The sequence below is a fragment of the Kitasatospora sp. NPDC050543 genome (assembly GCF_044457565.1).
Classification (GTDB): Bacteria; Actinomycetota; Actinomycetes; order Streptomycetales; family Streptomycetaceae; genus Kitasatospora.
The window spans coordinates 1-23,560 of record NZ_JBITGZ010000018.1 but is presented as its reverse complement, the minus strand read 5'-3'; the positions used below and the strand labels follow the sequence as shown (position 1 = coordinate 23,560).

The following is a 23,560-nucleotide window of genomic DNA, read 5'->3' as shown; positions in this document are numbered from 1 at the left end:
CCGGCAGGGGGGTGGTCAGATTGGCCGATCATGAGGCGCTGGCCGAACGCGGGCCGGCGGCGCCGGTAGCGGACGCGCACACGGACACGGACACGGGTACCGGCAGCGAGGGCGGGGACGTCGGCGAAGGCGGCCGGCGGCGGCGACGGTGGCTGGTCCCGGCCGGCGCGGGCCTGGCCGTCGCGGTCACCGTGGCGCTGGGCACCGCCGACTGGCTGAACAGCACCGAGCCGGAGCAACCCGGCCGCGCCAAGCAGCTCTGCAGCCTGCCCACCGACCCCGGTACCCCGCTCGGACGACTGCTGCCCAGGGGCACCCAGGACGTGGAGGACCGCGCGAACTCCTTCCAGCACGGCAAGGGCCCGAAGAAGCAGCTGACCTGCACGATCCGGATCGACGGCCGCACCGCCCTGACCGTACGCCTGTCCGGCTGGGAGCAGCTGCCCGAGATGCCCGCGGGCGCAGCGAAGCAACCGGGGGCGCGCAGCATCGGCGTGGGCGCGGACTCGCTGGCGTGGGCCGGGGGCGCAGTCGTCACGAACTACTGCATCGGCCGGAGCAGCTTCTCCCAGAGCCTGCTGGTGGAGATCACCGGCGACGGCACCGTGGACCGTCCGGCGGAGTCCGCCCGGGACGACTTCGCGACCATCGCCAAGGCCGTCCTGACCGGCCGCCAGCAGAAGGAGGTCTGCCAGTGACGGCGAACCGTCGCCGCAGGCTGCGCTCCGCATGCCTGGCCGTCGCCTTCCTCGCCCTGCTCGGCGGCGGGCTGTTCGGCTGGCACCGCCACCTCGGCGGCGCCGAGTCCCGCCTGCCCGCGCTGGACCTCTCGCACGGCGAGTGCCGGGGCGTGCTGGACGACGACGCCGTACGCCGGGCGCTCACCGGCACCCACCGGGCCTGGGTGAACTCCGAGTACTCCCCCACCGACGCCTTCAGCGACTCGACCCCCATCGCGAGCCGCTTCAGTTGCAGCGTGAGCACCGCGTCACACACGTCCCTGAACGTGACGATCAGCGGTGAGCGCAAGGCGGAGCGGCGCGACGACGACGTCCGCCCGTTCGCCCACGGGCGCGCCTTCGCGGTGGCCGGCGGCGGCTGGGCGGACACCCGCGTCGCCGTCCTGTCCTTCGACTGCGTGACCCCGCCGGGCGGACCGGGCGGAGACACCCACTTCTACTACAGCGCCCGGGCCGTCGTACCGAAGCCGGGCCCATCGACCCGGCCGGAGCTGCTGGCCGAACTGACCGTGGCCGTCACCCGCCGGGCCGTCCAGAACGGCACCCTCGGGTGCACCAGCACCACCGAACTGCCCGGCGGGCCGGTGACGCTGAAGTAGCCGTCGACCACGGCCCCGGGATCGGGGGCTCAGGGCTCCCGGGCTCCCGGGGGCTCAGGAGGGTCCGGAGGCTCCGGCGAGCAGGTCGGACTGGAGGGTGACCGCCTGGCGGAACGCCTGGGCGGGGACACCGCCGGGGTTGGTCATCACGATGACACCCACGACGTCGCCCGCGTGGAGGTAGCCGACCCGGGCGGTCGCCCGGGAGTCAGCGCCGCCTTCGCCGTTCGCGCGCAGGGAGAGCCGGACACCGGGGACGCCGGCGTAGTCCTTGTCCGACACGGTGTTCAGGCCGTCCAGGTCCTTCGGCGCACCGCTGGCGCGCAGCAGGCCGAACACCTCGCGGCCCTCGGTGGAGGAGCCGAACCCGAGCAACCGGATCTGCGTCCGCGTACCGTCCTGCGCCGTCCACTCCCGGACGGTGGCGGACCGGCAGGCGTTCTCGGCCAGCGAGCTGAGCAGTGTCGCGGGGTCGCGCTGCTCGGCCGCCACGTCCTCGCACCGCACCCAGGCGGCGGGGCCGGGCGCGCCCGAGGGGCTGGGCGACGCGGCCGGCGCCGACGTCACTGACGACGACGACGGGGACGGGGACAGGGACGGGGAGAACGTGGCCGTGGGTGTCGGCGTGGCGCTTCCGGAGGCGGAGGCGGACGGGGACGGGGACGTGGAACCGGACGGGGATGCCGGTCCGGACGCCGTGGGTACCGCGAAGGACAGCGGGGTCAGCGAACCGCCCGCCTCCTTGGGGACGGGGAGCAGCAGCAGCCGCAGGTCGGCCGTGTGCCGGGCGTCCTGCGGGCCCGGGGTGCTCCGGCCCGACGGCAGCGGCGGCAACGGCGGCAGGACGAGCTGCGGGTAGGTGTAGCGGCCGTCGCCCTTCGTCGCGAGGCCCGGAAGGTCGGTGCGGTCCGGGGTGGTCACCCCGATCGCGGCCGCCGTCCCGGTGAGCCCGAGGACCAGCACCGCCGCGCTCCAGCGCGCGGCAGCGAGCCACCGGCGCCGGGCGCGCGCGCGGCGCTCCGCGCGCTGCTCCTCGCTCTCGGGCGCGGGCGCGACTGTGTCGTCGGACGTCCCGTCCGCGCGCTCCGTGCCGTCTGTGCGGTCCGTACCGTCTGTGCCGTCCGCGCTGCCGGGTGCCTCCGGCGTGCCGTCGGCCGTCCCGGGTGGCGCGGTCGGGGCGGTCAGGACCTCCGGGGCCTCCGGAGCGCCGATGGGCGCCGTCCCGTCGCCGATGGCGGAGGTGCCGGTGACGATGGAGGCGGCGGGGGCGGCGGTGCCGGTGCCGTCCGCCGGGCTGACGCTGTCGGTCATACTGACGCTCCAGGGCGGGCGAGCCGGTCGAGCTGCTGGGTGAAGAGAGTGACGAGCTTGTCCTTGGGCAGCGGTGCCAGGCCCTCGACGCTCATCAGGGCCAGGAGGTCGCCCTCGGCCGCCGCGCACTCCATGTGGTCGATCTCCTCGCCGGGCGGAGCGGGCGGCAGGTAGCAGTGCGCCTCGGGGTGGCCGGGGATCTCCGGGCCCAGCCGGTACACGTCGGCGAAGAGCGCGGTGAGGTCGCTCGACCTCTGCACCTCCTGCTGGTTGAACTGGCTGAGCCTCAGCTGCACGACCACGTCGTAGCTGCCGCTCACCAGCGACCGCACGCCGGTGGCCTTGACGTGCAGGCCCTGCCAGTACGCCCGGAACTGCTCGCGCTTGTCCTTGGGCACGTCGGCGAGATCCGCGTCGATCTCCGCCGCGAGCTGGTCGGACGTCAGCTCGGCGTCGTTGCCGTCGAGTCCGTGGTCCGGGCCGAGGGCGTAGCCGTACGGCACGGGGAGCAGCAGGTCGCGCAGCGAACCGAAGTGATTGCCGTTGGACTTGGCGCCGAAGACCGGGCCGGGAGTGGCGGTCGTGGCGGGGGAGGCCGTGGCGGGAGCGCCGGCGACAGCCGCCGGGGCGTCGTCCCCGTACTCCACCTTGATGATGCCCACGCCGATGCCCACGCCGACCAGCGCGGCGGCCACGGTCGCGGCGGTGGCGCGCAGGAGGCGGCGACGGACGGGGGCGGGTACTGCCGGAGGCTGCGGGAGCTGCGGGAGCTCTGAGGCCGATGCGGCCTGCGGGACCTGCGGGGCCTGCGCCGCAACGGCGGGGGCCGGATCGGCCACCGCGGGCTGCGCGAGCTGCGCCGGGGCCGAGGTGCTGTCGCTCATATCAGCCGCTCCCACTGCCGCTTGGCGAGATCTCTGAGTTCGGTGGCGTCCACCTTCTGCGGTGCGAAGATCTCGATCTCCATCACCACGGTGCCGCGTCGCGCGACGGCGTAGCCGTAGTAGTACTTGTCAGTGGTGCCGCCCCAGACCTGCTGCTTGTCCTCGACCTGGTAGCCGCCGTTCACCCCGCCCGTGAAGGCGGTGCTCCCCGCGTCCAGCGAATTCATCGCCCACTCCACCGCCGACTCGGCCCGGTCCGGCCCGAACTGGATCAGGGAGATCCGGTACCTCGTGTCGCCCTTCTTCCAGTCGACCTCCGCCGCTCGGCGCAGGCCCTGCTGGTTGAGCATCTTGAACACGGTCTTGGCCGAGGTCTTGTGGTCGGCGAGGTCACCGACGGTCATCCACGACGGGACGTCGGGGTAGTCGGCCCAGGGCTCCGTGCCGTCGGGGCGGCTCAGCACCAGCTTGCGAAGGTCGCCGTCGAGGCTGAGCGGCTCGGGCGCGGCCGAGGCGGCGGCCCGGGCGTCCAGCCGGGCAGCCGGGTAGGTGGGCAGCGCGACCTGGAGGGGCGGCAGCGGCGTGGGCGGGCGGTTCGCCTGGATCGCGTACCCGATGCCGCCGCCCAGCAGCGTGCCGACCACCAGCGCGGAGACCAGCAGCAGCACCGGGCGCGGCTTGCGCGGCCGGCGGGCGGGCGCCTCGGCCGGCTGCTCGGCGTAGTGCTCGGCAGGCGCCGGCGGCTGGGGCAGCGCGAATGGATCAGCAGGCTCGACCGGCGCGGGTGACGCGGGTGACGCGGGTGACGCCGGTGACGCCGGTGACGCCCACGGTTCTGCTGCCGCCGGGCCGGCCGGCGGATCTGCCTGCGGACCGGCGGGGAGAGGCGGCGGAGGCGCGTCGGCGGCCGACGGCTCCACGAACTCGGTGCTCACGGTGTTGCTCCAGAGAGTGGGAGGAGAGCGGGCGACTCAGCCGCCGGAGGACAGGCGCTCACGCTGACGCTTGACCACATCGGCGAGCAGCGCCCGGTCGGGCGTGCCCTTCACGTCGATGACGACCTGGAACTCGACGTCGCCCTGCACCGCGAGTCCCACCATCGAGCCGGTGTAGCCCGGCTGCTTGGGCTTGAACAGGAAGCCGCGGGCGTTCTCGTCGCCGTCGATGTCGAAGGCCTCGCCGCTCTTCATGGTGTCGTTCTTGGTGAACTCCTCGGCCATGGCCGCCGAGGAGAAACGCATCAGGCGGATGGTGACTTCCGCCTTGCCGTCGCGCGTCCGGTAGACGCGCTCGACGGCCTCCTTGAACCCGTACGAGGCCAGGATCTCGGCCATGTCCTTCTGGCCGCCGTACTCGTCGGCCATCTCCTCGTCCGTCAGCTCGGAGCCCTCCGGCCTGCCATAGGACTCGCCGCCCTCGGGGACCGGCACGAAGAAGTACCGCAGGTCGCCGCCGTGCGTACCGCCGTTGACGGTGCCGTGCACGGTGCTGGTCGGCCTGGGCGTCGGGGTCGCGGTGGCGGACGGGGTGGGCGCCGGGGTGGGCGTGGGCGTCTGCACCGGGGTCGGCGAGGCGGCCGCGCTCTGGCCCGTGGCGGAGGCCGCGGGCACAGCGGCGCCGGCGACCGCCGAACGGCCGTCCGGCTTGCCGACCGCGACCGTCACGGCCGCGCTGGTCGCGGTGACGGCGAGCAGCCCGACGGTGGCCAGCGCCACCCCCAGCGCCCGGGGCACCCAACGAGGCGCAGCGGGTACGGCAGGTACGGCAGGTACGGCAGGCTCGACGGCCACGGCTTCGACCGGCGCGGCGTCAGGTACGGGCAGGTCGACGGACGACGCGTTCTCGGGCGCGGACAAGGAGATCCCCCAGCAGAAGAAGATGCCGCGCACGAGCCCGAACCGAGCCACCCCCGAAGGCCATCCAGGCCTACTGCAAACGCGTTCAGCTGAAAGTATGAGAGTGAACCCGGCTGATTGACAAAGGACTTAACCCCGACAGTCGACGCAATGAGCAACCAATCGGACACCCGTGATCGAACCGCAACTGGCGGGCCCGCGGGCCCGCCGGTTGCGTTGCTCGGGCCGCCCCGGCCGCGGCGCCGGATCAGGAGTGCGGGCGCTCCAGGATCTCGGTGATCTTGCCCGCGGCGTCCACGGTGATCTCGTAGTCCCCGTCGGTGCACGGGTAACCGGGCTTCTCCTTGTGGGCCACACACTCGGTGATGTGGGTGGCGAGCTCGGCGGCGTTGACGTCCTTCGGCGGGACCATCACCGACCGCAGCTGCGCCTTGACGCCCGCTGCGAACTGATAGGCCTTGTCGGCACCGACGGGCGCGAACATGACGTCGTTCACGCCGCAGCGCGGCTCGCTGTCCTTGGCGGACATGCCGGTCGCGGTGGCCTTGCTCGGGAAGACGATCTTGTGCCCGGCGGGCAGCGCCGCCGCGTCGCAGAACTGCTCGGGCTCACCGTCCGTACCCGGGGTGCCCGAGCCCGCCTTCGTCGGCGCCTTGGACGGCGCCTTGGAGGCCTTGCCCGGCGTGGTGGTGGGCGCGCCCGACGGCGCGGCCGAGGCGCCACCGGTGGCGGCCACGGCAGCCGTGCTGGCGGGCGCGGCCGACTCCGACGAGTTGTCGGGCCCGCACGCGGCAAGCCCGACCACCGCGGCGGCGGCGGCGATGGCGGCGGTGAGCATTCGGCGATGAGTCATCGCGGTGTTCCCCCTGTGATGCATGATCAGATCACTGCTGGCGATCGCACAGAGTACCGGCCGCCCCGGACAGCCGCGCACGCCGCTCACCCCCGAGCCCCGCCGCCCTGGCCGCCACCCCGGCCGCCGCCCGGTCAGCCCAGCTGGGCCAGCCCCTCGGTGGCGATCCGCTCGAAGACCGCGAGGTCGTTCGCGAAGATCGAGTCGGGGACGGGCCAGTGGACCACCAGCTCGGTGATCCCCAACTCCCGGTAGGTGCCCGCCCAGTCGACGAAGGCGTCGACCGAGGCGAGCGGCCTCTCCGCCGTCGAGCCCTGGAGCAGCACCTTCTCCAGCTCGGCGACGTCCCGCCCGCGCGCCTCGCAAGCGGCCGCGAGCTTCGCCAGCTGCGCGGCGACGACGGCCGGCGCCTGCTCGACCGGTACGTCCGCCGGACCCTTCGGGTCGCCGTACGTCACCCAGCCCTGGCCGTACTCCGCGGCCAGCCGCATACCGCGCGGGCCGGCGGCGGCGACGTAGAACGGCACCCGGGGGCGCTGTACGCAGCCGGGGATGTTCCGCGCCTCGACCGCCGAGTAGTACGTGCCCTGCTCGGTGGTGGCGTCCTGGGTCAGCAGCCGGTCGAGCAGCGGCAGGAACTCCCCGAACCGGTCCGCCCGCTCCTTGGGCGACCACGGCTCCTGCCCCATCGCCGTGGCGTCGAAGCCGATCCCGCCGGCCCCGATCCCGACGGTCAGCCGCCCGCCGGACACGTCGTCCACCGACACCAGCTCCTTGGCCAGCGTCACCGGGTGCCGGAAGTTCGGTGAAGTGACCAGCGTGCCGAGGCGGATCCGCTCGGTCGCGGTGGCCGCCGCCGTCAGCGTCGGCACCGCCCCGAACCACGGCTCGTCCCGGAACGACCGCCACGACAGGTGGTCATACGTGTACGCGGCATGGAACCCGAGGTCCTCGGCCCGCCGCCAGATCTTCTGTCCTTCGCTCCACCGGTGGATGGGGAGGATCACCGTGCTCAGTCGCATGGAGCCGACCCTACGGTAGCCGTCAGCGGCCAGCGCCCGCTGACTTGACGAGGCACTATCGGGGGCCGCTCACCCAGTTCCTGCCGGATCTGTTCACCTGGCGGATCGAGTACCCGGTGTTCGCCGTCGACTGGCCCGACCCCCTGGAACGCACGGAGATCGAGCATGTTCTGCGAAGCGCGCTTCGGTCCGCCCGTCCGGTGACGAGGAGGACCGGGATCCTTCACGCGTTTGCGGCCGGATCCCTCTCCAGGACACGACCGCCGGTGCGAACCGGCTCCCCGTCGGATTCAACGCTGCAGCCAGCTCAGCAGGGTCGTCGCCGTGAACACTGTGCCCGACGCCAGACAGACCGCGCGCGGGGTCAGCCACCCGGGGCCTTCCCGGACAGTTCCTGGGCCCTCTCCTTCGGGCTGGGACTGCGGGACCGGAGCCAGCAGCGCGTCTGCGAAGGCCTGGGCGGTCGGCGGTCGGTCCGTCGGCTCGACGGACATCGCGGTTCGTAGCAGCAGGGCGACGTTCGGTGGGAGCTCCGCTCCGGCGGGGAGCGCCGGCAGCGTCGAGGCGGTCGGCTGGTCGGTCATCAGGGCTGTGGCGCGTCCGCCGGGGCCGAACGGCTTCTGCCCGGTCAGCAGTTCGTAGGCCACGACGGCCAACGCGTACACGTCGGCTCTCCCGTCGATCCCGCCGGTCTGGAAGGCCTGTTCCGGTGCCATGTACGCGGGCGTGCCCGTGGTCACCGTCAGCCCGGATGCGTCGGCCAGGTGCTTCGCGCTGCCCAGATCCGCCACCAGCACCGCGGCGGGCGCAGGGCCGGTGGCGAGCAGAAGGTTGGACGGCTTGACGTCGCGGTGCACCACGCCCGCCTCGTGCAGGACCTGGACCGCGTAGCCCGCCTCCGCGGCCAGCCGCAGCGCCTCCTGCGGGTCGCACTGCCCGACCCGGTCCGCCAGGGTGCCGCCGCGTACGTAGTCCATGACGAAGTAGGGCCGGTCCTCCTGCACCCCGACGTCGTGCACCCGGACCACCCGCGGGTCGGCGATCCGGCGCAGCAGCCTGGCCTCCGTCAGGAACCGCTCGCGCACATCGGCGTTGGCGGCCCAGTTCTCGGCCAGCACCTTCACCGCGACCTCGGTGTCGAGCTCCGGATCGTAGGCCTTCCAGACCGTCGCGAAGGAGCCGGCTCCGAGCCGCTCCAGGAGGAGGTAACGGCCGAGCTTGTGCATGTGGCAGCATTCTGCCGGAGTCGGGGGGAGTGCGGAACTCCCGTTCGACGGGCGGGATGCCAGGCGGGACGAATCGGGGGGGATCCGGGTGTTCGAGGAAGGTGAGCTGGAACGGCTCGTGGCGGCTGCTCAGGCGGGGGACCTGGGGTCGATGGAGTACCTGCTGGCCAAGCTGCGGCCGGTGGTGCTGCGTCGCTGCTCGCGCTTCCTGCCCCACCACACCGATGCGGAGGAGGCCGCGCAGGACGCGCTACTGTCCATCAGCACGCACCTGCGCGAGTACGGCGGCCACGGCTCCTTCCTGGGCTGGGTGACGGTGATCGCCTCGAACGCCGCCCGGTCCACCTACCGCTCGATGCGCCGGCGCGCCGAGGACAGCCACGCCGACCTCCCCGAGTCCGTCGACCCGCGCACCACCAGCGTCATCGCCGGGACCCGGCTCGACCTGATGGAGGCGCTGGCCGCGCTGGAGCAGCAGCACCCCACCCTGGTGGAGTCCTTCGTACTGCGCGACCTGGGCGACCTGACCTACGTTCAGGTGGCCGAGGCACTGGACGCCCCGTTGGGCACGGTCAAGGACCGTATCCACCAGGCCCGCCGCTTCATGCGCGAGCGTCTGGTCACCGGTCTGTGAACGGGGGTCCCGCGGCGGGCGGCGGCCACGTCGTCATCCGGCCCCGGTCCGCCGTCGCCGCCCTGGTGGCAGCCGCCGCGCTCGGGCTGGCGGCCGGCCGGTTCGTCCTGCCACCGCCCCCCGGCGCTACCGCGCACCCGGCAGCGCGGTCGGGTGCCGCGGCCGACGGGGCGTCCCAGGGCGCGTCCGCTCCCGCGACGCCCGGCGGGTCCGTCCCGACGCCCGCGTCCTCGGCCTCCGGCTCCGGCTCCGCCTCGCCGACCGGTGCGACCGGTGCGACCGGTGCGACCGGTGCGACCGGGCCGGTGACGACCGCGAACCTTCTGGGACCCGCGGCGTTCGGCCCGGACCTCGGCATCGGGCAGATCCACGTCACCGACCGGTACGGCGACGGGTCTTACGCCAACGCGGCCTGCGCCGGCGAGAAGACCCTCAGTCAGACCCTGGGCGGGCCCGGTGCCCACTTCCGCGGACTGATGACCAGCCCCCGCACCAGCCCGGACGACCCCACAGTGGCCGCCGACAGCGGCGGCCAGGTCGCCCGCGAGGTCGCCGCCGACGCCCGGAGCCCTTCCCTGGCGCAGAACTACAGCGAACGCCTGCTGCTGGAGGAGGTGCCCTGCCAGGAGCAAGCGCCAGGGCACTGGGTCTACGGAAAGACCACGACGCTGCAGCTCGCCCCGGACGTCACCGCGCGCTGGATGGGCGTCTACCAGGGATCGCTCAACACCACCGGCAGTGCGCCCGAGGGCAAGGAGCCCTGCGGCGGCATCGCCGTGCTGCGCAGCGGCAACCACTACGGAGTGCTGGAGGTCCACGCCTGCCTGGGCACGGCCGCGATGGACCGCGTCGTCAGGACCGCTCTGTCACAGCTGTGAAACAGCCGGTCAGGGCTCCAACTTTCCCTTCAGCGGCGGCATCTCCCCGGTTGTACGAGGACGCAGCAGGCGTCCCGACCAGTAGGGGGACCAGATGACCGAGAACCAGACCGTCCAGAAGTCCGTCCGCCGCAACCGGGTCGCCGCCGCGGCCTGCTTCGCCGCCGCGCTGATCACGGCCAGCGTCGTCGGCACCCAGTCGGCCACCGCCGACGGGGCCGCGCACAACGCCGCCCGCCCGGCTGCGGTCGCCGCGCCCGGACTCGGCTCCGCCCACCTCGTCCAGAGCGAGGACTTCCAGAAGGGCATGAACCCGGTCGGCGCGACCGTTGCGCTGACCGGACGCCAGGCGCTGTCCGCGTGCTCCGGCGAGGAGACGATGCGCGACCTGACCAAGGACAAGGCCACCGCGTACGCGTCCGTGAACTGGACCTTCGACACCCACGGCATGCTGATCGAGTCGGCCGCGAGCGCCCCCACCGGGACCGCGGCCGACACCTGGGAGAAGCAGCTCGTCGCGCTCGTTCAGGACTGCCAGGACGAGCCCGCCGGCCACTGGCACTACGGCGCGGCCCACACCCTGACCGTCACCGGCGGCACCGCCCGCTGGTACCCGGCCTACAACGGCGACGGCACCGTCAGCGGCGGGGTCGCGGTCCTGCGCAGCGGCACCAAGGTCGCCATCGTCGAGCTCACCGGCCAGCCCGCCAACGCCCCGACCTACGTCGAAGGCATCACCACCGCAGCACTGAACCGCCTCTCCTCCTGAACGGCAGCCCCGCTCCGCCCGCGCCGCCGGGCGGAGCCGGCCCCGAACGTCGAAGAGGCTCGCACGCCCGGGGGCCGTGCACCCCCAGTGCCACTGTGAACAGCCGCACTCCATGCCCATGACCACCGCTGGTTTCAAGCCCAGGAACACCGGACAGGTACCTCTGCCCGTCTCTCTGGCTTCGTTCACGTGAAGTCTCGTGATTGAAGCCATCATCTCGGCAGTGGAGGCGTGGAACATCCGGGGTTGTGTGCTGGGCATCACCGAGTTGGTGATCCACCGGCCGGCGCCCGACTCGATCTTCGAAGAGATCGCCACCGAGGGCCTTGCCCAGCTCAACCGAGAGTCACCGCCGGAGCGGGCCGTTCACCACCCGAGCGCGCTCCGGCAGCCTCCGGGCGGGCCTTTGCCGGCCGCCTCCGATCCGTTTCCGCAGGTCAGGCCGCGATGCATGAAGAAGGACTGACCGAAGTGACCAGCGTGCCGAGGCGGATCCGCTCGGTCGCGGTGGCCGCCGCCGTCAGCGTCGGCACCGCCCCGAACCACGGCTCGTCCCGGAACGACCGCCACGACAGGTGGTCATAGGTGTACGCGGCATGGAACCCGAGTTCCTCGCTCCGCCGGTGGATGGGAGGATCACCGTACCCAGTCGCATGGTGCCGGCCCTATGTCGTGAAAGCCCGACCAAGCCGGAACATACCGCAGTATGCTTGCCCTATGGCAGCTACCACCCGGATCACGGTCACCCTGCCCACTGAGCAGGTGGCCGAGTTGAAGAAGCTCACGGACAACGTCTCCGGCTACGTCGCCGAGGCGGTCGCCCGGCAGATCAGGCACCAGCTGCTCGGTGAGGAGCTGCGCCGCTACGAAGAGGAGCACGGCGGGTTCGCGGAGGAGGAGCTCGCCGCCGCGCATGCGCGGATCTTCGGCTCGGCCGAGCGCGAGAACCCGGCCAACGCCGCGTGAGCGAGCGCATCGAGACCGTCGTACTGGACTCCCAGGGAGTGTCCGCCTGGATCTCGCAGGACCGTAGCGTGATGGCGATGATCCGCTCCTTCCACTCCATGGCGGCCGATCTGGTGGTCTGCGCCAACACCATCGTGGAGGTGATGCACACACGGGTGAACGCTCCCCGACTGAACTGGGTGCTCTCGCAGGTCAAGATTGAGGCGGTGACAGAACAGGCTGCACGAGCCTCGGCCGAGTTGCTGAAGCAGGCCGGCCTGCACGGCCACAAGTACGCGATCGACGCGACCGTCGCCGAAATGGCGCTCCGCCAGCCCGGACCGGTAGCCATGCTCACCTCGGACATCGACGACATGGCCAAGCTTTGCGGCACCCGCGTCCGCCTCATCGCGATCTGAGTCTGAGTGGGACTTGGGCACTCCCGGCAACTGTTTCCGCAGGTCAGGCTCTGATAGGTGAACGAGGATCGACCGAGGTCACCAAGGTCCCCAGCCGGATCCGCTCGGTCGCCGCCGCGGCGGCGGTGAGGGTCGGCACCGCCCCGAACCACGGCTCGTCCCGGAAGGACCGCGGAGGCACGTGACCCCACAGTGCCGCAGGCGGCATTCGACCACGCCGTCTCCCTGACCAAGGTGAGACCCGCCACGGAGGAGATCGCCCGGGCTGCGAGCAAGCTGCTGGTGGCCAACGGGCTCCACGGTCACAGGTACGCCATCGACGCGATGCTCGCCGCCACCGCCCATCTGGAACACGGTGATGTGACCGTCGTGACCAGCGACGTCGACGACCTGCGTCGGCTGTGCCACCGTCGTATCGCGGTCGAGCGGATCTGACCCGTGCGCTGGGGACGCACTTACAAGTGCGTACTTCCCCACGTGTTGTCGCTCTCCAATAGTCAGTAGCGAAGGGTGCGCCTTGCCGGCCGCGCCGAGCCTGACAGCCTGTTGAGGAGAGAACTGTGGTTCAGCCCGCGCTTCGCGCCCAGATCGCTATCGGTGAGACGACGGTGACCTACCTGCCCGATGGAGAGGGCTGGCTCGATCCGGCCGCCTTCTTTCCCTGCAGCATGCCGGACGGTTGGGCGACGCATTCGGAGTTCCTTGACGAGCACGGCCGATTCCCGGTCAGCATCGGTTCGTTCCTGATTCGCGCCGGCGGGCGGTCCGTCCTTGTCGACCTGGGCCTGGGCACCGTCGACTATGTGATTCCCGATGTGGCCTCCTTCAAGGCCGGCGCGCTGGTGAAGAGTCTGGCCGCCGAGGGCCTCTCACCCGCTGATGTGGACGCTGTCGTGTACACACACCTGCACCACGACCATGTCGGGTGGACCAGCGATATCGCTCCGGCTCCGCATTTCCCTGCCGGCCGGGAGGTCGGCGGACTGACGTTCCACGAGGCCCGGCACCTGGTGAGCGAAGCGGAGTGGCGGCACTGGGAAGGGCGGGGGACATTTCCCGGACCGGATGCGAAGTCGGTGCAGGCCCCGCTTGACGGTGTCGTCGCGTTCGTCGTGGACGGCGAGGAAATCGCGCCCGGCGTACGGATCCTGTCGACGCCCGGGCACACACCAGGTCACAGCAGTCTGATCGTCACGGATCCGTCCGGTGCCGACAGCCGGCGTCTGATCATCCTCGGCGACATCATGCATTGCCAGGTGCAGATCACCCAGGATCAGTGGACGTGCGTGTTCGACGACGATCCGGAGCAGGGCCTCCGTACCCGCGCTCGGCTCCTCATGGAACTTGAGGACGGGGACACACTCCTGGCCGGAGGTCACTTCGCGGGTCATGTGTTCGGGCGGGTCGTCCCTCCTGCGCTGCGGCGGACCTGGGCCGGCGGTCCCGCCGCCATCGCAGTGGGGTAGCGGCGACGGGCAGCACCCCCGTCGAGAACGGCCGGCCGACTGCCGCGACGGGCCACTACCCCTCGCGGCATCGGCGGTGGACTAGCGTACGAGCATGCCCGCCCCCCGTACCGCCCGTCCCCGGCCGGGAACCCCCGGCCGGGTCTTGGCCTGGCTGCCGGACGGCAAGCCGGCCGACACCTACAGCGCGCCCTGTCCGTCCCGCGCGGCCCTGGACCGGATCGCCGACAAATGGACCGCGCTGATCGTCGGCGTGTTGGCGAACGGAACGCTGCGCTTCAGCGAGCTGCGCGAGGCCGTCGACGGCATCAGCGAGAAGATGCTCACGCAGACCTTGCGGAGTCTGGAGCGCGACGGACTTGTCAGCCGCACCGTCCATCCGACCGTGCCGCCCAAGGTCGAGTACCGTCTCACAGAACTGGGGCGGACGTTGGAGGCCCCACTCGGTGCGGTCCGAGACTGGGCGGAGCGGTACATCAACGACGTGAACGCGGCTCGGGCCGCCTACGAGCACCGGGCGTCGGACCTCGGGCACTGATCCTGGAGCGGTGCAGTCCCCCCGCCTGCCCTGTTCTCGCGGCTCAGACCGTGATGGGTGAACGAGGATTGACCGAGGTGACGAGCGTCCCCAGCCGGATCCGCTCGGTCGCCGCCGCGGCCGCCGTCAGGGTCGGGACCGAGCCGAACCAGGGTTCGTCCCGCAAGCTCCGCCACGACAGGTGGTCGTAGGTGTACGCGGTGTGGAAGCCGAGTTCCTCGGCCCGACGCCAGATCGTCTGGCCCTCGCTCCACCGGTGGATGGGCAGGATAACGGTACTCAAGCGCATGCAGTGACGATATGCCCGCGAATCGGCGGGGCTCCGGACCGCCCGCAAGTCGGCGCGAGCAGTTCGGCTAGCGTGGCGCCATGGGCACGTTGAGCAAGCGAGAACTCGCCGCGCTGGTCGACGAGGCGACGGTCGACACCTACGACGAGCACGAGCAGCTGTCGGGTCTGTTCGCCGCCGTCGAGGAGAACCTGGCGGTGCCGTTCAGCACCGTGGTGCTGGGCGTCGAGGTGACCGTGCGCGGCGTCGACCTGTCGCGGGACGGAAGGATCGTCGCCCTGTGCGCCCGCGGCGGATTCCGGCAGGCGATCGGGCTGTTGGACCTTCCCTTGCCGGACCCGGCTCCGGATGGAGCGGAGTGGGTCGAGGCGTATCGCTACTACTGGGCGCAGTGAGCGTCGGAACCTTCAAGACCGAGAGGGCTCTCATGGCTGTCGTTGTGCGGAGCAAGGACGAGGCGTCGCTGCGAGGCCTGATCGAGCGAAGTGCCGAGCTGAAGGGCGAGCTGGTCGTCTTCGCCCAGAGCGCGCGCTTCGACAGGTGGCTGACTCCCCTCCTCCTGGAGGCAGCAGGCCCTGAGCGGCGGCTGGACGAGGGTGAGGCGATCCGTATCATCGACAACTTCATCCTGCGGTACCGCCTGCCGGACGGGGCGACCGTGGTGGACCGATTCGTCGCCGGACGGCGGGACTTGAGCGAAGCCGATCGGGCGATGCTGCTCGGCTGGCGTGACCCGGTCGAGGGCGTCTTCGAGATCCAGCGCAAGGACGGGGACGCCGTCGTCCTGCTGAACCTGGTCGACGACCTGGAGTACCGCACGTACTCGAACGTCGGGCGGGCGGCCTTCCGCGGAGTGTCCAAGGGGGGATTCCTCCTTACCTGCCTGGTGCCTGTCCACTCGACCGAGGGGGCGTGGCTGATCTCGGGCGCGATGTCGTCCTACCCGAAGTCCAGCGCGACCGAGATCGCCCGGGCCGCACTCCAGCTGGCCACCAGTCAACCCGAACTGGTCTTCCGCAACCCCGAGAAGATCGAGCAGGGATGGGAGTCGATGCGGGTGGACCGGGCCGCGTTCGTCGAGTTCTGCGGCAGCGACGAACTGGTCCTTCCCCCGGCCAAGGTCGAGGAGAGGCTCAACGCCTACTACCGGCACCGGCACGAGGCCGTCGTCGCCGAGCGGCCCGACCGGGCCAGGGGCAGGCGGCTGCCGGGAATCGATCTGCCGGCCTTCGAACTGCCCCAAGCCCTGGCCGGCTCGGACACGGTCGGCGTCATCTACGACGAGGTCGACGGACTCAACTTCTACGCCGACTACGGAATGCTTCGGGACCTCTTCGCCGAGCCGGCCCTCGCGGGCCGCAGGCAGTACCAGGACGTGTTGCGCGCGTACCTGCGAGAGGAGTCGATCGCGCCACTGCCGATCCGCCGCTTGGCCGCCGCCCACCCGGTGACGGTCGACGCGGTGTTCCGGAAGCTGCTGCGGAAGCCAGGATTCACCTGGGGCGAGCACGGTGAGGAGCTGCTGCGCCGGCGCAAGCCCTGGTACTACGCGCAGGAGCCCCGACCCGGCGTTTCCGTGGTCGGCGAACGCCTCAGCGAGCTCGCCGCCGGCGCCGGACGGCAGAGGTTCACCAGGGCACGGCGTGTGCCGCGCCAGCCCGACCATCCGTAAGCTCAGACGTCGGCTTTCGGTGATCAGTAGCGTTGACGTCCCGGTACAGCTCCCGGGAAGTGCGCTCGGCGAGATCGAAGGGTTCGTCCGGATCTGGCCGTCCGATGACCAAGACGTCGACATCCGCTGGGATCGGTCCTGGCACACCGCTATGACGGGCTGCCCAAGAGCCGTAGATGTACGCCTCATCGATGCCATCCAGGCCGGACAGGAGCGCACTCAACCGAGGCATCGGCCCGTACGTCACCAGCAGCAGGTCGCAAAGCGGCCGGTACAGGACGGTGTCGGTCCTGGCTGTGATGACTCGGGTTCGCCCGACCCGCTCCTCCGAGAGGATCTCCGCGCCGACCAGCCGGTCCGTGTGGACCCGGTGGGCCGCCCGCCGGCGGGTCAGCGGGTGCCGTGGGCGGAGGGGGAGAGGGGGCGGGTGGGGCCGGGGCAGATGTCGAAGTGGCTGATCCGGCAGGTGTCGGAGGGGCTGGCGGAGCCCAGGTTCACGGCCGTGCCGTCGCCGGCTATCCGCCAGCGGTGGCCGGGCCGGACGGCGGAGGTGGGGCGGCTGCCCGGCTCGATCAGGATCCAGCCGCCGCGCGGTGTGCGGTGCCAGTCGGCGCGGGCTCCGCAGTTGCGGCAGACCGTGCCGGAGGTGCGCACGGGGGCCGGAGTCCCGGAGGTGCGTTGGAGTGGGAGCAGGCGGCCGGCCCGGCCCAGCTCGTCGATGGCACCGAGCAGCGCCTCACCGAGTGAGACCGGTTCACGGTCAGGGCCGGCGGGGCCGGGCGGGGAAGCCGGGGCGCAGGAGGCGCAGCGGGCCAGCCCCAGGACGGCCGTCCACGGGGTGAGCGGGTCCCCGCAGGCCGCGCAGACCGCGGGCTGCCGGACGGCCTGGCCGGATCGAGGGGCATCGGTCGAATCGTGCTCGTCACGGTGGTCGCGAGATGGCATGGCGCTTCCTGCCGACGGGGTTGCCTCGGTGATTCCTGCCCAGCTCCGGGCACTTGATGCATCGTCAGCCCGATGAGCGCGCGCCGAGCCGTGGTTCGGCGCGCCATTTACGCCGGGTCGATACCGGATGGGGGTATGGTCGGCGGGACTGGACGGACGCGGCGACGGGGTGGGACCGGATGACGGCGGGCGGCGCCACGGCGGGCGGGGCGAGGGCGGGTGGCGGGCCGACGGCCCACGTGCTGCTGCTCTGCGCCCTGCTGGCCGGCCTGTTCCTGATGCACGGCGCGCCCACGTCGGCCGCCGGCTGCCACGCCGTGACCCGCACCGCGCACGCGGCGGGCGACCGGGCGACCGTGGAGCTGCCCGCAGGCGGGCAGCACGCCCATGCAGTGCAGCGCGCCCATGCAGCGCCGGCCGCCCGCGCCCACCGGCTGATGCCGGGCGCCCGGTCCGCCGACACCGTCCGGACGCCCGCCGACCGCGCGCTCTGCGTGTCGACCAAGGCCGGCGGTGGTGTGCTGCTGTCCGCACCTGGCCAGGTCGCGGGCGGGCTGCTGGCCCTGCTGCTGCTCGCGATCGCGGCCGGCCCCGCGCTCCGGCCCGCCGACAGCCCCAGGGCGCCGCCCCGGGCCGGGCGCCTGCTGCTGCTCAAGGTGTGCGTCGCGCGGACGTGACAGGGCCCGCACCGGACTCGCCGAGGCAGGCGGTCCGGTGTCCGCAGCGCCCTGACCACTCCCGCGCCCGCCGCAGCGGCGGCGCGCCCACCAAGAAGGACACCGCACCCATGCAGGCTCAGTCACACCACCGCACCCCCGCGGCGCCACACCGCGCGCGCACCCGCCGCGGCGCCTTCCTCGCCGCCTCCGCCACCGCCGTCCTGGCGCTGGCCCTGGCCGGGTGCGGCTCCGCCGCGTCCTTCTCGGGCCATCACCACACGCACACCGACGGGGCGGCGCACGGCACCGCCGACCCGAGCGCTGCCGCCCCGAGCGCCGGCGGGCACGCGGGGCACGACATGGCCGGGCACGACGCAGCCGGCGCGGGCCGGGCCGCAGCCGGCAACGGCCTGGCGGCCGAGCGCGGCGGCTACCGCCTCACCGCGACGGCCGGTACGGCCGGTACCGCCGACACCCTGCCGGCCGGCACGCCCGCCGAGTACCGCTTCACCATCACCGGCCCGGACGGGAAGCCCGTCACCGCGTTCGCCGTCGACCAGACCAAGCGGATGCACTTCTACGCGATCCGCACCGACCTCACCGGCTTCCAGCACCTGCACCCGGAGATGGCGACGGACGGCACCTGGACGGCTCCGCTCGCCGCGCTCGCGCCGGGCAGCTGGCGGCTGTACGCGTCCTTCACACCCGACAGCGGGCCCGGTGCGGGCGGCGGGCTGGTGCTCAGCAGGACCGTCACCGTCGCCGGCGAGGGGGCGGCGGCCAGTGAGGTGGTGCCCGCCGCCACCGGTACCGCGACCGTCGACGGTTACACCGTCGCGGTGGAGGGCGCGCTGAAGGCCGGCTCGGCGGGCGCGCTGAAGGTCACGGTCAGCAGGGACGGCGCACCCGTCACCGACCTCCAGCCGTACCTGGACACGTACGCGCACCTGACCGCTTTCCACGCGGGTGACCAGGCCTTCGCCCACCTCCACCCGCAGGGCGCGACGACGGGCGGCGACGGCGGCCCGACGCTGCCCTTCCACGCCGAGCTCCCGGCCGCCGGGGACTGGCGGCTGTTCCTGCAGTTCCAGACCGGCGGCACGCTGCACACCGCCGCGCTCACCCTGCGCGTCGCCTGACCGCCGTCACCGGCGGCCACGGCTGACGGCGGCGGCGGCCGGGCATGGCCGATCCGTACGGGTACGGGCTCCGCGCACAGCGTGCCGGGGCCCGTACCCCCGTCGGCAGCGGTGACCTCCCGGTGCCGGTGCGCGAAGATGGATCGGTGACCACCACCCCGGGCCGGCCGAGGCCCCGCACCCGCCTGATCGCGACCGACCTGGACGGCACCCTGCTCTGCTCCGGCGGCACGGTGTCCGCCCGGACCGCCGCCGCCCTGGCGGCCGCCGAGCAGGCCGGCGTCCAGGTGGTCTTCGTCACCGGCCGCCCGCCGCGCTGGATGCAGCAGGTCAGCCCGCACATAGGCGGCCACGGCGTGGCGATCTGCTCGAACGGCGGCGCCGTCGTCGACGTGCGGCGCGGCGAGCTGCTGGAGAGCTTCCCACTGCGCGTCGAGGACGCGCTCGCGGTGGCCACCGCCCTGCGGACCAGGCTGCCCGGCACCTCGTTCGCCTTCGAGTACCCGGGCGGATTCGCCCGCGAGCCGCAGTACGAGGTCCCGATGTGGGGCTCGGACGAGAACCACCCGATCGGCCCGGCGGAGGAGCTGCTGGGCACCGGCGGACCGGTGCGCGGACTGTTCAAGCTGCTCGCCAAGCATCCCGACCTCGACCCGGACAAGCTGCTCGCCGCAGCCAGGGAGACGGCCGGGCACCTGGCCGAGATCACCCGCTCCAGCCCGATCCCGCTGCTGGAGATCAGCGCGCCGGGCGTCACCAAGGCCAGCACGCTGGCCCGCTGGTGCGCGGAGCAGGGCATCGACCGCAGCGAGGTGGTGGCCTTCGGCGACATGCCCAACGACCTGGAGATGCTGGCCTGGGCCGGGACGGCGTACGCGGTGGCCAACGCGCACCCCGAGGTACTGGCCGCCGTCCGGCTGCACACCGTGAGCAACGAGCAGGACGGCGTCGCGGCGGTGCTGGAGCAGCTGCTCGACGACCAGGCCGCCTGAGGCCACCGGCGGCCGCTCCCCCTGCGCGCCCCGCTCAGAGTCTCGCCGTCCAGCGGACCATCGTCCCCCTGCCGTACGGGCCCGGCTCGTGCCAGGCGTCACCGCCCAGTGCCTCGGCCCGCCTGGTCAGGTTGCGCAGGCCGCTGCGCCGGCCACCGGCCGGGATGCCCACCCCGTCGTCCGTGACGGTCAGCAGTACGCCCGGTCGGCCGGCCCGCTCCAGCGATTCGGGATCACCGGAGACCGGCCGTCCCGCGTCGTCCAGGTGGACGGTCGAGTCCACCTCCACCCCGACCCTGGAGGCCCGGGCGTGCCGGGCCGTGTTGGAGAGCATCTCCCGCAGGGCGGCCAGCAGCTGGCGTCCGGTCTTCTCGCCGACCAGGCTCTCCACCGGGCCGCTGAAGGTCACCGAGGGCTTGAAGCCCAGCGCGGCCGCGGCCTGGCTCCCCTCGCGCAGCACCCGGGTGCGCAGGGTGTCGGGTTCGGAGCCGTGGGCGTCGTGCTGGAGGGCGTAGATGGTGGTGCGGACCTCCTGGATGGTCGCGTCCAGCTCGTCCACCGCGTTGCCGATCCCGGTCCTCACCTCGGGCACCTCCGAGCGCCGGGCCGCGCTCTCCAGCATCATCCCGGTGGCGAACAGCCGCTGGATCACCAGGTCGTGCAGGTCCCGGGCGATCCGGTCGCGGTCCTGGAAGACCGCCAGGCGCTGCTGGTCGCGCTGCCCCTCGGCCAGCCGCAGGGCCAGTGCGGCCTGCGAGGCGAAGGTCTGTGCGAGCTGCTTCTCGGCGTCGCTGAACGGCGTCGCACCCCTGGCCCGCCAGACGCAGAGCGCGCCGAGCACCCGGCCGGTGGCCACCATCGGCACCGCCATGGACGGCCCGAAGGTGCGGGCCAGACGGATCGTCACCGAGGGATCGCTGGACATGTCGTCCAGGTAGACGCTCTCGCCCGCCAGCAGCCGGGTCGCGAAGCCGGACGACGGCAGCAGCTCGCCGGTGACGAACTCGGCCGCCTCCCCCGAGGCGTGCGCCACCCGCATCTGGCCGTCCCCGGTGGGCAGCAGGATCATGCCGAGCGCCGCATCGGCCAGCTCCCTGACCTCCTCCGCGGCGACCGTCAGGGCGGTCTGCGCCTCGTCCGTGGAGAGCAGCGCGGTGGTGACGGCGGCGGCTCCCGCGATCCAGCGCTCCCGGCGGCGGCCCTCCTCGTACAGCCGGGAGTTCTCGATCGCGACACCCGCGGCGGCGGCCAGCGCGTGCACCACCTGCTCGTCCTCGGGGGTGAAGGCGCCGCCGCCCTTCTTCTCGGTCAGGTAGAGGTTGCCGAACACCTCGTCCCGGATCCGGATCGGCTCGCCCAGGAAGGTCCGCATCGGCGGGTGGTGCGGCGGGAAGCCGGAGGAGCGTGGGTCGGCGGCCAGGTCGGTCAGCCGCAGCGGCTCGGGGCGGTCGATCAGCGCGCCGAGGATGCCCCGGCCGGCCGGCAGCTCGCCGATCCGCTCCGCCGTCCGGTCGTCCACCCCGACGTGGATGAAGTCGGACAGCCCGGCGCCACCCGGCGCGATCACGCCGAGCGCCGCGTACTCGGCGTCCACCAGCTCGGCGGCGCCGGTGGCGATGCGCTGGAGGGTGGCGTGCAGGTCCAGGCCGGCGCCGACGGAGACCACCGCCTCCAGCAGCCGCTGCATCCGGTCGGTGACGGCGGCGGCCGACTGGAGGCGCTCGGACACCTCGGTGACCAGGGTGTCCAGGCCCAGCGAGGAGATCTCGGGCACCCGGTGCGGCGCCGGGTCGGCGGCGGGGGCGGGATCCGGGCCGGCCGCGGGGTCCGGTGGGCGCGTGGACTGCATAGGGCGAGCCTAGTTTGGGCGGTTTTGGACGGAAAGGGTGATGGTCAGCTCGGCGCGTCGAGCGGCAGGCCGTCCGCCTCACGCTCCCGCCGCCACATCCCGGACAGCCGGCTGCCGGGGTCGGCCACCAGCTCGGCCCAGCTGCCGCGCTCGGCGATCCGGCCCTCGTCCAGCACCAGGATCTCGTCCACCGCCCCCGGCTCGGCCAGGCCCGCCAGGCGGTGCGTGATCAGCACGGTCGTCCGGTCCGCCGTGGCCGCCAGCAGGTCGGCGGTCAGGGCGTCGGCGGTGGGCAGGTCCAGATGCTCGGCGGGCTCGTCCAGCACCAGCACCGGGAAGTCCGCCAGCAGCGCCCTGGCCAGGGCCAGCCGCTGACGCTGGCCGCCGGAGAGCCGGGCGCCGTGCTCGCCGACCATGGTGTCCAGGCCCCCGGGCAGGGTGTCGGTCCAGTCGAGCAGCCGGGCTCCGGCCAGGGCCGCGCGCAGCTCGCACTCGGCGGCACCGGGCCGGGCCAGCCGCAGGTTCTCGCGCAGCGAGCTGTCGAAGACGTGGGCGTCCTGGGCACAGAGACCGATCACCCGCCGGACGTCGTCCGAGGCCAGCGCGCGACTGTCCACAGCCTGTGGACGACCGGCGGCGAAGGTTACCGCCCCCGCGTCCTGGTCCAGGAAGCGCAGCAGCGCCTGGGCGAGCGTCGTCTTGCCCGAGCCGGACGGGCCGACCACCGCGATCCGTCGGCCCTCGGCCAGATCCAGGTCGATCCCCCGCAGCGCGTACGGCTCCTGCCCGGGGTGGCGCACGCTCAGGCCGCGCACCGCGATCGGCAGCGCCCGCGCCGGCGGCGCGCCCGGCTCGGCGGGCTCCTCGACCGCCGCCGGCGCCCGGAGCACCTCGGCGAGCCGGGCCGACGCCGCGCGGCTGCGCTCGCGCGCCTGCACGGCGAGCGGCATCCCGGTGACCGCCTCGAAGGCGGCCAGCGGGGTGAGGACGACGACGGCCAGGCAGACCGGCGCCAGCGCGCCCGTACCGACACCCCGGATGCCGGCGGCCGCGGCGGCCGCGACGGTCAGGCCGGTCAGCAGGGCGATCAGGCCGGTACCCAGCGCGGTGGTCGCGGCGGAGCGGGCGGCCAGGTCGGTCAGGGTGCGGTCGGCCGCCCGGACGGCGGCGAGCCTGGCCGGGAGCGCACCGGAGACGGTCAGCTCGGCGGTGCCGGTGAAGGTGTCGACCACACTGCTCGCCAGCTCACCACGGGCCGGGGCCTGCCGGCGCTCCGTCCGGGAGGAGAGCCGGGCGGACAGCGCCGGGACGACGGCCCCGGCGAGCAGCAGGCCCAGGCCCAGGATCACTCCGGCGGACGGCAGGAACAGCCCGAGGGCCACGGCCGAGCCGAGCGAGACGGTCACGGCGATGGTGGCGGGCAGCCGCCAGCGCAGGTAGTGGTCCTGGATCGCGTCGACGTCGGAGACCAGCCGGGAGAGCAGGTCGCCCCGGCGGAAGGCGGGCAGCGCGGCGGGGGCGAGCCGCTCCAGGCGGCGGTAGACGTCGGTGCGGAGCGTGCCGAGCGTACGGAGGACGGCGTCATGCGAGACGAGGCGCTCGGCGTAGCGGAAGACGCTGCGGGCGATGCCGAGGGCGCGGACTGAGGTGACGGCCATCATCAGGTAGAGGACGGGCGGCATCTGGGAGGCGTAGGAGATGAGGTAGCCGGAGGTGGCCATGAGGGCTGTGGCGGAGGCCAGGGCGAGGGTGCCGAGGGTGGTGGCGAGGGCCAGGCGGGGGGTTGCTGTTGTCTGTGGGCTCTCGGGAGGGTGGGTGGCGCCGGGGGCGGCTCCCGGGGTGGTCGCTCCGGGGGCTGCATGATTGTCCGACTGC

General features: G+C 73.0%; 26 protein-coding genes and 3 pseudogenes. 16 read left to right on the top strand and 13 right to left on the bottom strand.

The annotated features are described in order from the left end of the window. The first annotated feature begins 20 nt into the window (after positions 1-20). Both ACIBH3_RS22045 and ACIBH3_RS22040 read left to right on the top strand, forming a co-directional pair. Positions 21-698 (top strand): hypothetical protein, encoded by a 678-nt coding sequence (locus ACIBH3_RS22045; RefSeq protein WP_396313736.1) that lies wholly within the window; start codon positions 21-23, stop codon positions 696-698. Beyond that, a complete protein-coding gene (locus ACIBH3_RS22040) occupies positions 695-1,339 on the top strand; it encodes a hypothetical protein (RefSeq protein WP_396313735.1) in 645 nt (214 codons plus the stop codon). The genes ACIBH3_RS22045 and ACIBH3_RS22040 overlap by 4 nt, the downstream gene beginning before the upstream one ends. Before the next feature lie 54 nt (positions 1,340-1,393). On the opposite strand, the gene ACIBH3_RS22035 is transcribed toward ACIBH3_RS22040, so the two are convergent. From ACIBH3_RS22035 to ACIBH3_RS22005, 7 genes are all read right to left on the bottom strand, one after another. Further along, positions 1,394-2,650 (bottom strand): hypothetical protein, encoded by a 1,257-nt coding sequence (locus ACIBH3_RS22035; RefSeq protein WP_396313734.1) that lies wholly within the window; start codon positions 2,648-2,650, stop codon positions 1,394-1,396. Beyond that, complete coding sequence (locus ACIBH3_RS22030; protein WP_396313733.1) at positions 2,647-3,534, bottom strand: hypothetical protein; 888 nt, start codon at positions 3,532-3,534, stop codon at positions 2,647-2,649. The genes ACIBH3_RS22035 and ACIBH3_RS22030 overlap by 4 nt, the downstream gene beginning before the upstream one ends. Then, on the bottom strand, positions 3,531-4,469 hold the full coding sequence (locus tag ACIBH3_RS22025; RefSeq protein WP_396313732.1) for a hypothetical protein: 939 nt from the start codon (positions 4,467-4,469) through the stop codon (positions 3,531-3,533). The genes ACIBH3_RS22030 and ACIBH3_RS22025 overlap by 4 nt, the downstream gene beginning before the upstream one ends. Positions 4,470-4,505: 36 nt before the next feature. Continuing rightward, complete coding sequence (locus ACIBH3_RS22020; protein ID WP_396313731.1) at positions 4,506-5,441, bottom strand: hypothetical protein; 936 nt, start codon at positions 5,439-5,441, stop codon at positions 4,506-4,508. Between the two features lie 196 nt (positions 5,442-5,637). After that, positions 5,638-6,243, bottom strand: a complete 606-nt coding sequence (locus ACIBH3_RS22015) for a hypothetical protein (protein ID WP_396313730.1) — start codon at positions 6,241-6,243, stop codon at positions 5,638-5,640. A 134-nt stretch (positions 6,244-6,377) separates the two neighbouring features. Beyond that, a complete protein-coding gene (locus ACIBH3_RS22010) occupies positions 6,378-7,265 on the bottom strand; it encodes an LLM class flavin-dependent oxidoreductase (RefSeq protein ID WP_396313729.1) in 888 nt (295 codons plus the stop codon). Between the two features lie 290 nt (positions 7,266-7,555). Then, positions 7,556-8,491 carry a serine/threonine-protein kinase gene (locus ACIBH3_RS22005; protein ID WP_396313728.1) on the bottom strand — a complete coding sequence of 312 codons (936 nt, stop codon included), beginning with the start codon at positions 8,489-8,491 and terminating at the stop codon, positions 7,556-7,558. Between the two features lie 88 nt (positions 8,492-8,579). Between ACIBH3_RS22005 and ACIBH3_RS22000 the strand changes: the two genes are divergently transcribed. The 4 genes from ACIBH3_RS22000 (at position 8,580) to ACIBH3_RS21985 (ending at position 11,238) form a co-directional block, all read left to right on the top strand. After that, positions 8,580-9,125, top strand: a complete 546-nt coding sequence (locus ACIBH3_RS22000; protein ID WP_396313727.1) for an RNA polymerase sigma factor — start codon at positions 8,580-8,582, stop codon at positions 9,123-9,125. Continuing rightward, a complete protein-coding gene (locus ACIBH3_RS21995) occupies positions 9,122-10,003 on the top strand; it encodes a hypothetical protein (protein ID WP_396313726.1) in 882 nt (293 codons plus the stop codon). The genes ACIBH3_RS22000 and ACIBH3_RS21995 overlap by 4 nt, the downstream gene beginning before the upstream one ends. Before the next feature lie 94 nt (positions 10,004-10,097). Further along, positions 10,098-10,772 carry a hypothetical protein gene (locus tag ACIBH3_RS21990; protein WP_396313725.1) on the top strand — a complete coding sequence of 225 codons (675 nt, stop codon included), beginning with the start codon at positions 10,098-10,100 and terminating at the stop codon, positions 10,770-10,772. Positions 10,773-10,971: 199 nt separating this feature from the next. Continuing rightward, a complete protein-coding gene (locus ACIBH3_RS21985; protein ID WP_396313724.1) occupies positions 10,972-11,238 on the top strand; it encodes a hypothetical protein in 267 nt (88 codons plus the stop codon). A gap of 1 nt (position 11,239) precedes the next feature. Here the strand turns inward: ACIBH3_RS21985 and ACIBH3_RS21980 are convergent. Then, positions 11,240-11,427: pseudogene (locus ACIBH3_RS21980) on the bottom strand (LLM class flavin-dependent oxidoreductase); the annotation flags it as partial. A 62-nt stretch (positions 11,428-11,489) separates the two neighbouring features. Here ACIBH3_RS21980 and ACIBH3_RS21975 point away from each other — a divergent pair. Together ACIBH3_RS21975 and ACIBH3_RS21970 are read left to right on the top strand one after the other, a co-directional pair. Continuing rightward, positions 11,490-11,738, top strand: coding sequence for a hypothetical protein (locus ACIBH3_RS21975; RefSeq protein ID WP_396313723.1), 249 nt, complete (start codon positions 11,490-11,492; stop codon positions 11,736-11,738). Then, on the top strand, positions 11,735-12,136 hold the full coding sequence (locus ACIBH3_RS21970; RefSeq protein ID WP_396313722.1) for a DNA-binding protein: 402 nt from the start codon (positions 11,735-11,737) through the stop codon (positions 12,134-12,136). The genes ACIBH3_RS21975 and ACIBH3_RS21970 overlap by 4 nt, the downstream gene beginning before the upstream one ends. 52 nt (positions 12,137-12,188) lie before the next feature. Here the strand turns inward: ACIBH3_RS21970 and ACIBH3_RS21965 are convergent. Next, a pseudogene (locus ACIBH3_RS21965) lies at positions 12,189-12,314 on the bottom strand (LLM class flavin-dependent oxidoreductase); the annotation flags it as partial. A gap of 56 nt (positions 12,315-12,370) precedes the next feature. Between ACIBH3_RS21965 and ACIBH3_RS21960 the strand changes: the two are divergent. From ACIBH3_RS21960 to ACIBH3_RS21950, 3 genes are all read left to right on the top strand, one after another. Continuing rightward, positions 12,371-12,571, top strand: a complete 201-nt coding sequence (locus tag ACIBH3_RS21960) for a hypothetical protein (protein WP_396313721.1) — start codon at positions 12,371-12,373, stop codon at positions 12,569-12,571. Between the two features lie 125 nt (positions 12,572-12,696). Next, a complete protein-coding gene (locus tag ACIBH3_RS21955; protein ID WP_396313720.1) occupies positions 12,697-13,602 on the top strand; it encodes an MBL fold metallo-hydrolase in 906 nt (301 codons plus the stop codon). A 94-nt stretch (positions 13,603-13,696) separates the two neighbouring features. Then, positions 13,697-14,140, top strand: coding sequence for a winged helix-turn-helix transcriptional regulator (locus ACIBH3_RS21950; protein ID WP_396313719.1), 444 nt, complete (start codon positions 13,697-13,699; stop codon positions 14,138-14,140). A 46-nt stretch (positions 14,141-14,186) separates the two neighbouring features. Here the strand turns inward: ACIBH3_RS21950 and ACIBH3_RS21945 are convergent. After that, positions 14,187-14,429 (bottom strand): annotated as a pseudogene (locus tag ACIBH3_RS21945) (LLM class flavin-dependent oxidoreductase); the annotation flags it as partial. A gap of 80 nt (positions 14,430-14,509) precedes the next feature. Between ACIBH3_RS21945 and ACIBH3_RS21940 the strand changes: the two are divergent. Both ACIBH3_RS21940 and ACIBH3_RS21935 read left to right on the top strand, forming a co-directional pair. After that, complete coding sequence (locus ACIBH3_RS21940; RefSeq protein ID WP_396313718.1) at positions 14,510-14,824, top strand: hypothetical protein; 315 nt, start codon at positions 14,510-14,512, stop codon at positions 14,822-14,824. 32 nt (positions 14,825-14,856) lie between these two features. Beyond that, positions 14,857-16,101 carry a hypothetical protein gene (locus ACIBH3_RS21935; protein ID WP_396313717.1) on the top strand — a complete coding sequence of 415 codons (1,245 nt, stop codon included), beginning with the start codon at positions 14,857-14,859 and terminating at the stop codon, positions 16,099-16,101. A gap of 390 nt (positions 16,102-16,491) precedes the next feature. On the opposite strand, the gene ACIBH3_RS21930 is transcribed toward ACIBH3_RS21935, so the two are convergent. After that, positions 16,492-17,046, bottom strand: coding sequence for a DUF6083 domain-containing protein (locus ACIBH3_RS21930; protein WP_396313716.1), 555 nt, complete (start codon positions 17,044-17,046; stop codon positions 16,492-16,494). A gap of 179 nt (positions 17,047-17,225) precedes the next feature. Between ACIBH3_RS21930 and ACIBH3_RS21925 the strand changes: the two genes are divergently transcribed. From ACIBH3_RS21925 to ACIBH3_RS21915, 3 genes are all read left to right on the top strand, one after another. Beyond that, a complete protein-coding gene (locus ACIBH3_RS21925) occupies positions 17,226-17,723 on the top strand; it encodes a hypothetical protein (protein WP_396313715.1) in 498 nt (165 codons plus the stop codon). Positions 17,724-17,833: 110 nt separating this feature from the next. Then, entirely contained in the window at positions 17,834-18,844 is a 1,011-nt protein-coding gene (locus tag ACIBH3_RS21920; RefSeq protein WP_396313714.1) for a hypothetical protein, read from the top strand. A 146-nt stretch (positions 18,845-18,990) separates the two neighbouring features. After that, entirely contained in the window at positions 18,991-19,836 is an 846-nt protein-coding gene (locus ACIBH3_RS21915) for an HAD family hydrolase (protein ID WP_396313713.1), read from the top strand. A 34-nt stretch (positions 19,837-19,870) separates the two neighbouring features. Here the strand turns inward: ACIBH3_RS21915 and ACIBH3_RS21910 are convergent, their stop codons facing one another. Continuing rightward, positions 19,871-21,685: a GAF domain-containing sensor histidine kinase gene (locus ACIBH3_RS21910; RefSeq protein ID WP_396313712.1), complete on the bottom strand. Its 1,815-nt coding sequence runs from the start codon at positions 21,683-21,685 to the stop codon at positions 19,871-19,873. 44 nt (positions 21,686-21,729) lie between these two features. Next, a partial coding sequence (cydC, locus tag ACIBH3_RS21905) for a thiol reductant ABC exporter subunit CydC (protein WP_396313711.1) occupies positions 21,730-23,560 on the bottom strand: 1,831 nt, incomplete at its 5' end.

Coding starts and splice junctions, on each gene's coding strand:
- ACIBH3_RS21990 (WP_396313725.1), top strand. CDS start 10,098: ATGACCGAGAACCAGACCGTCCAGAAGTCCGTCCGCCGCAACCGGGTC.
- ACIBH3_RS22035 (WP_396313734.1), bottom strand. CDS start 2,650: ATGACCGACAGCGTCAGCCCGGCGGACGGCACCGGCACCGCCGCCCCC.
- ACIBH3_RS21930 (WP_396313716.1), bottom strand. CDS start 17,046: ATGCCATCTCGCGACCACCGTGACGAGCACGATTCGACCGATGCCCCT.
- ACIBH3_RS21920 (WP_396313714.1), top strand. CDS start 17,834: ATGCAGGCTCAGTCACACCACCGCACCCCCGCGGCGCCACACCGCGCG.
- ACIBH3_RS22005 (WP_396313728.1), bottom strand. CDS start 8,491: ATGCACAAGCTCGGCCGTTACCTCCTCCTGGAGCGGCTCGGAGCCGGC.
- ACIBH3_RS22030 (WP_396313733.1), bottom strand. CDS start 3,534: ATGAGCGACAGCACCTCGGCCCCGGCGCAGCTCGCGCAGCCCGCGGTG.
- ACIBH3_RS21950 (WP_396313719.1), top strand. CDS start 13,697: ATGCCCGCCCCCCGTACCGCCCGTCCCCGGCCGGGAACCCCCGGCCGG.
- ACIBH3_RS22010 (WP_396313729.1), bottom strand. CDS start 7,265: ATGCGACTGAGCACGGTGATCCTCCCCATCCACCGGTGGAGCGAAGGA.
- ACIBH3_RS22015 (WP_396313730.1), bottom strand. CDS start 6,243: ATGACTCATCGCCGAATGCTCACCGCCGCCATCGCCGCCGCCGCCGCG.
- ACIBH3_RS21935 (WP_396313717.1), top strand. CDS start 14,857: ATGGCTGTCGTTGTGCGGAGCAAGGACGAGGCGTCGCTGCGAGGCCTG.
- ACIBH3_RS21940 (WP_396313718.1), top strand. CDS start 14,510: ATGGGCACGTTGAGCAAGCGAGAACTCGCCGCGCTGGTCGACGAGGCG.
- ACIBH3_RS21975 (WP_396313723.1), top strand. CDS start 11,490: ATGGCAGCTACCACCCGGATCACGGTCACCCTGCCCACTGAGCAGGTG.
- ACIBH3_RS21925 (WP_396313715.1), top strand. CDS start 17,226: ATGACGGCGGGCGGCGCCACGGCGGGCGGGGCGAGGGCGGGTGGCGGG.
- ACIBH3_RS21910 (WP_396313712.1), bottom strand. CDS start 21,685: ATGCAGTCCACGCGCCCACCGGACCCCGCGGCCGGCCCGGATCCCGCC.